We start from the raw sequence: 6801 nt of genomic DNA, 5'->3' as shown, positions 1-6801 counted from the left end.
AAACAAACCGCCGAATTTTCCGCCAATCTGTTCGAGGCCTTTAGCCTTGCCACCTTGATTTATTTCACCCTAAACATGGGACTGATGATGATCATGCGTGTCGTTGAAAAGACGGTAGCGGTTCCTGGGCTCGTCTCGGTTGAGGATAAGTGATGGATTTCAATTCAATCATCATGGCATTTCCGGGACTCGGCGAGGGCTTATTGATGACGCTGAAGATTTTGCTGCTAGGCGTTATCGGCGGCATTGTGCTCGGCACAGTACTAGCGCTCATGCGTTTGTCATCGAACAGATGGCTGTCATCGCTCGCCAGTACCTACGTAAATTATGTGCGCTCTGTACCCTTGTTACTTGTCATTACCTGGTTTTACTTGGCGGTACCATTCGTACTTCGCTGGATCACTGGACAAGATACGCCCATCGGGGCATTCACGTCCTGTGTAGTAGCCTTTGTGATGTTTGAGGCCGTGTACTTCTGCGAAATTGTACGAGCAGGTGTGCAATCGATCTCGCAGGGCCAAAAGGGGGCGGCGCAGGCTCTTGGCATGACTTACCTTCAAAGCATGCGACTGATTATTTTGCCTCAAGCCTTCCGCAAAATGATGCCGCTGTTACTGCAACAGAGTGTAATTCTTTTCCAAGATACGTCCTTGGTATACACAGTTGGCCTAATGGACTTCCTCAATGCTGCACGCTCCCGCGGCGACATTATTGGGCAGCCTAACGAATTGCTGATTTTTGCCGGATTGGTCTACTTCAGCTTCAGTTTTATTGCCTCTCAATTGGTCAAACTTCTGCAGAAAAGGTTAGCCGTATGATTTCCGTCAAGAGCGTCAACAAATGGGACAGAAGTTTGGAAGTACCAACAGACTGCGGCCCCGTATCTAGCAAATCAGATGTAATAGCTAATCAAATGATTTCCATACAAAATATAAGTAAATGGTATGGGAACTTTCAGGTGCTCACTAATTGCAGCACTACGGTGAAAAAAGGTGAGGTGGTGGTGGTATGCGGCCCTTCCGGGTCCGGGAAGTCCACATTAATTAAATGTGTAAACGCACTTGAGCAGTTTCAGGAAGGTGATATTACCGTCGATGGTGTTTCAATCGCCGATACAAAAACCGATCTTCCGAAATTGCGCTCACGGGTTGGTATGGTTTTCCAGCACTTTGAGTTGTTTCCACACCTGTCCATTACCGAGAACCTGACAATTGCACAAATCAAAGTGCTGGGCAGAAGTAAAAAAGAAGCCATCGAAAATGGGTTGAAGCTACTTGAGCGTGTAGGGCTTGCCGCTCATGCGCATAAGTACCCAGGACAATTGTCTGGTGGGCAGCAACAACGGGTAGCTATTGCCCGAGCACTTGCCATGGACCCAGTTGTGATGCTGTTCGATGAACCTACATCTGCTTTAGATCCAGAAATGGTAAACGAAGTATTGGACGTAATGGTTCAACTCGCTAACGAAGGTATGACAATGATGTGCGTTACTCACGAAATGGGTTTTGCGCGAAAGGTCGCTGATCGAGTGATATTCATGGACCAGGGGCTGATTATAGAAGATTGCCAAAAAGAGGATTTTTTTGGCGATATCAGTTCTCGTTCTGAGCGCGCTCAGAATTTTCTTAATAAAATTCTACAGTACTAGCTTTTAATTTCTTTCATAACGACATGAAAAGAAAAATAAATGTAAATATTAAAACGATATTAGGAGGCGCTTTTAGGGAAGGTAATTTCATTAGGGTTGGGCTTTGGCACTTTGAATAATGCTAAAGAGCAAAAAAACTGAAAGTCTTTGTGAGCGATCTAAGTAGTAGAGTTACGCAAGGCAAATTAAATTCCTCCGTCAGAGCGGTTTGCGTCCTGAACTTTAAATAGAGAGAACAAGAGATGAATACGCGCCTCCCTCTTCATATTTTCAATGCTTACGGCCCAGTTAGCGAAGATACTGATCCTCAGGAAACCGCTGAGTGGCTGGATGCTATTGACTCGGTTGCTCGTGAAGCGGGTGCCGAACGTGCGCAATATTTGTTCGATCGCGTGGCCGAATTCGCCCGGTCGCGAGGTGTGAAATCATCGCGAACCCGCGTCACGCCATACTGCAATACCATTGAGGTGGAGCAGCAACCGGCATATCCCGGCGATCTGGGTATTGAAGAAAAGATCAGTGCTGCATTGCGCTGGAATGCTTTGGCGATGGTCGTTCGTGCCAACCGTGCCTATGGTGAATTAGGTGGCCATATCGCCAGTTATGCATCAGCGGCTGATCTTTTTGAGGTCGGGTTCAATCACTTTTTCCGCGCTGACTCCGAACAACAAAAAGGCGACCTGGTTTACTTTCAACCTCATTCAGCACCCGGTGTTTACGCCCGAGCTTTTCTTGAGGGCTATCTGAGCGAAGAGCAGGTGGGCAATTATCGCCAGGAAATCAAAGGCCCGGGACTCTGTTCCTATCCTCACCCTTGGTTGATGCCTGACTTCTGGCAGTTTCCTACAGGTTCAATGGGTATCGGGCCAATTAATTCGATCTTCCAGGCGCGTTTCATGCGTTATCTGGAAAACCGAAGCCTCCTGGAAAGCAGCGACCGTCATGTTTGGGGCTTCTTCGGTGACGGTGAAATGGATGAGCCGGAATCCATTGGGGCATTGTCGCTCGCAGCGCGAGAGAAACTCGACAATCTGACCTTCGTAATCAACTGCAATTTACAACGACTCGACGGTCCAGWGCGTGGCAATGGCCGAATCATTGATGAGTTGGAAGCTCTGTTCGACGGAGCCGGCTGGAATGTGATCAAGGTCGTCTGGGGGTCTGATTGGGATGCCTTGTTTGCACGGGATAAAAGCAATGCATTGCTACGAGCGTTCGCCAATACGGTTGACGGTCAGTTCCAGACCTTTTCGGCGAATGATGGAAGCTATAACCGCGAGCGTTTTTTCAATCAAAATCCTGAACTGGCGGCGCTCGCTACACATTTGAGCGATGCCGATATTGATGTACTGCGCCGCGGTGGCCATGACGTGCGTAAGCTGCATGCCGCTTATGCAGCTGCCCRCACGCACAAAGGCCAACCTACAGTAATCCTGGCTAAAACGATGAAAGGTTTTGGTATGGGGACTAGCGGCCAAGGACGCATGACCACCCACCAGCAGAAGAAGCTCGATACTGAAGACCTCAAGGTTTTCCGTGATCGTTTCCGCCTGCCTATTAGCGATGAGGATGTAGACAATGTCGCGTTCTATCGCCCGGCGGAAAACAGTCCAGAAATGCAGTATATGCATGCTAGACGCGCTGAGTTGGGTGGTTACCTGCCACGTCGTCGCCAAAAGTCTTCAATTTCTCTGCAGATTCCGGAGTTGGAAGGTTGGGCCGGATTTGCGCTGAAAGCCGAGGGCAAGGAAATGTCCACCACAATGGCGCTGGTGAGAATGTTCACTGCACTGCTTAAGGACAAGCAACTCGGACCTCGTGTTGTCCCTATTGTGGCTGATGAGGCGCGCACGTTTGGTATGGCCAACATGTTCCGGCAAATCGGCATTTATGCGCCTTCCGGACAGCTGTACGAACCTGAAGACATGGGCTCGGTTCTTTACTATCGAGAAGCATCGGACGGGCAGATTCTCGAAGAAGGCATCTCCGAAGCTGCGGCTTTGTCTTCTTGGATTGCGGCAGCGACGTCTTATAGTGTGCATGACGTGCCGATGATGCCGTTCTACATCTACTATTCAATGTTCGGGTTCCAGCGTGTCGGCGATATTATTTGGGCTGCAGCCGATCAGCGCGCACGTGGCTTCCTAGTCGGTGCCACCTCCGGTAAAACCACACTTGGTGGTGAAGGCTTGCAACATCAGGACGGCACCAGCCACCTTGCCGCATCGACCATTCCCAATTGTCGAGCTTACGACCCTGGCATCGCTTATGAGTTGGCCGTCATTCTCGATGAAGGGATGCGCGAAATGTTCGAGCGTCAGGTCGATGTTTTCTATTACCTGACGGTGATGAACGAAAACACGGCCCAACCGTCCGTTCCCTCCGATGATCTGACAGCGATTAGAGATGGGATCTTGGCAGGGGCTTACCGTCTCGAAGGTGACAGCCACGCTCAGGTTCAGTTGCTGGGTTCTGGAGCAATTCTTGGCGAAGTCCAGGCAGCTCGCCAATTGCTCGCTGATGACTGGGGCATTCAGGCAGCAGTGTGGAGCGTAACCAGTTATACCGAGCTGCATCGCGAAGCAATCGCCCTGGAACGTACCGAACGTTTTGGCGGTGAGCCGAAAACGCCTTACATCACGCGAATGCTGGATCAAACCCAAGGACCTGTAATTGCCGCGACTGACTACGTTCGTGCGCTGCCAGAACTGATCCGTGGTTTCGTTCCAAGCCGCTATGTGACTTTGGGTACCGACGGGTTCGGTCGCAGTGACACACGTCAGGCGTTGAGGGAGTTTTTCGAAGTGGATCGCCATTCCATCGTGATTGCGGCGCTTAAGTCGTTGGTGGATGAGGAATCGTTGGATTCCACAATCTGGCGTCAGGCATTGAGCCGTTATCGCAGTGAGGGCAGTCCGTCTATTGCTCCGTGGCAGTGTTAATCGGTTATTCCTTTACTTCGGCCTTGCGTGCAAGGCCGATTCCCGTGCACTTATTGTTTAGGTAGTACCCTCATGTCCATTTTAGAAGTGACCGTACCGGACATCGGTGATTATAAGGATGTACCGGTAGTTGATATTTTGATCAATGTGGGAGACCGCATCGAAAAAGACCAGCCCATGTTATCGCTGGAGTCGGACAAAGCACTGATTGATATCCCTGCCCCAGTCGCAGGAGTTGTTGAGTCACTGGCGGTTGTGTTGGGCGATAAGGTTTCGTTCGGTTCACTGCTTTTAAAACTGGCGCAAGAAAATTTTGAAAGTGAGGTGGCGATTGCTAGTGAGGTCGCGCCGTTGAAAATTAAGGACTCCACTCCTGTTTTTCCAGTTGTGACAGAAACGCAGGCACCAGTTGAAACAAGTCCAACTGTAGCGACCCCGCAGCCTCAACCTATCGAGAAGGACGCTCTAAAGTCGGGCCATGCGGGTCCAGCAGTGCGTAAGTTTGCTCGAGAACTGGGGGTAGAAATTTCTTGCGTTAACGGGCAGGGAATACGCGGACGTGTTACGCGAGAAGATGTTCTGAAACATGTTAAATCTATAGTTTCTACAAAGTCTGAGGCCGCCGGTGACAGCCTGGGGCTGTTGCCTTGGCCGGCGGTAGATTTTAGTAAGTTTGGGGCGATTGAAATTCAACCCTTATCTCGCATCCGTAAATTGTCAGGTGCGAACCTTCATCGAAACTGGGTACGTATTCCTCATGTTACCAATCATGATGACGTTGATGTAACCGAACTCGAGAACCTTCGCCAACAGCTCAATGCAGAGCGTCGGGGGCAGAACGCGAAAGTGAGCTTGTTGGCGTTTATTTTGAAGGCATGCGCGGCAGCGCTGAAGAAATTCCCCAATTTCAATGCCTCATTGGACGGGGATAACCTAATTCTCAAACAGTACCTCCATTTAGGGTTTGCCGCCGATACTCCGAGTGGTTTAGTAGTGCCTGTGATTCGCGATGCAGACCAAAAAGGCGTGATGCAAATCGCCACTGAAATGGCTGAACTCGCATCTCTGGCAAGAGAAGGAAAGCTGAAGTCGACACACATGCAGGGCGGATGTTTTTCGGTTTCCTCACTTGGTGGAATTGGTGGGACGCATTTTACTCCGATTATCAACGCCCCCGAGGTAGCAATACTTGGTGTTGGTAAGGCTCGTCTCCAGCCTGTTTGGGTAGGTACCGCGAATGAAGGACGAGTCATTCCTAGATTGATAATGCCGCTTTCACTTTCCTGGGATCATCGAGTGGTAGATGGTGCCGAAGCAGGCAGGTTTTTGAGCTACCTTAACGAAGTTCTTGCTGATTTCAGGAGGGTGTCGGTTTAATTAATTTTAGAGCAATTGTTAAAAAGGCTTATCGATCCTTTGCGGTAGATAGTTATGGCATGCAAATGTTATTTCTCTTGATAATAAGTGTGGCCGCGTAGGATTTGCTGTCCAGAAAAACTAGAAAAGCACCCATACAAAACTTTGTTGCTAATAAAAATAAGGGATATCTTCTATGAGTAAGCATTGCGTTTCTGTAACAGTGGCTGGCGGTATTGCGGGTATCGCCTTATGCACTACTGCCTATGCCGATTTTCTTTCGGACAGCAAAGCAAATCTAGGATTCAGAAATTTATATTATAATAACGACAACCGTGATGGCACGGCGGCCCCGTCGAAAACAGAGGAATGGGCCCAAGGGTTCATGCTCGATTACAAGTCAGGATTTACTGACGGAACAATTGGTGTCGGCTTGGATGCGTTGGGGCTAATGGGAGTACGCTTGGACAGCGGGAAGGGGCGCCATGTAGGAAGTTCTATGATCCCAAGTGATAGCGACGACAGGGCCGTAGATGAGTGGAGTYGCTTGGGTTTGACAGGGAAAGTACGATTATCGAAAACAGAACTTCGTTATGGTACGTTGCTACCTAAGTTGCCGATCTTGGTATATAGCGATGGCCGCGTTTTGCCGCAAACCTTTGAAGGTGCTCAAGTCACTTCACATGAGTTCGAAAATGTGACCTTCGTTGCAGGACAGATTGAGCATGCTACCGGTCGAGGCTCTACCGACGCGACAGGGCTGGCTGTCAGTGGTGGCACCATGGAAAGTAATAAGTTTGACTTCGCAGGCGGTGATTGGAAAATCACAAAAAACCTGACTGCCCAATACTATTA

General features: G+C 49.5%; 5 protein-coding genes and 1 pseudogene. All 6 read left to right on the top strand.

What is annotated here, in order from left to right; translation table 11 throughout:
• Window positions 1-153: pseudogene (locus tag AC1DRN_RS29450) on the top strand (amino acid ABC transporter permease); the annotation flags it as partial.
• The gene (locus tag AC1DRN_RS29445) at window positions 150-818 is read left to right on the top strand and encodes an amino acid ABC transporter permease (RefSeq protein ID WP_223457583.1); all 669 of its coding nucleotides are present in this window, start codon (window positions 150-152) and stop codon (window positions 816-818) included. The pseudogene AC1DRN_RS29450 and the gene AC1DRN_RS29445, both read left to right, overlap by 4 nt.
• Before the next feature lie 95 nt (window positions 819-913).
• The gene (locus tag AC1DRN_RS29440) at window positions 914-1648 is read left to right on the top strand and encodes an amino acid ABC transporter ATP-binding protein (protein ID WP_223457661.1); all 735 of its coding nucleotides are present in this window, start codon (window positions 914-916) and stop codon (window positions 1646-1648) included.
• A gap of 242 nt (window positions 1649-1890) precedes the next feature.
• Window positions 1891-4590: an alpha-ketoglutarate dehydrogenase gene (mdeB, locus tag AC1DRN_RS29435; RefSeq protein ID WP_477786895.1), complete on the top strand. Its 2700-nt coding sequence runs from the start codon at window positions 1891-1893 to the stop codon at window positions 4588-4590.
• Window positions 4591-4662: 72 nt separating this feature from the next.
• Complete coding sequence (locus AC1DRN_RS29430; RefSeq protein WP_223457581.1) at window positions 4663-5967, top strand: dihydrolipoyllysine-residue acetyltransferase; 1305 nt, start codon at window positions 4663-4665, stop codon at window positions 5965-5967.
• A 175-nt stretch (window positions 5968-6142) separates the two neighbouring features.
• Window positions 6143-6801: OprD family outer membrane porin (locus tag AC1DRN_RS29425; RefSeq protein ID WP_477786894.1), on the top strand; the 659-nt coding region annotated here is incomplete at its 3' end.

Source organism: Pseudomonas sp. P5_B3, assembly GCF_056400405.1.
This window is presented reverse-complemented; position numbering and strand designations above follow the sequence as displayed.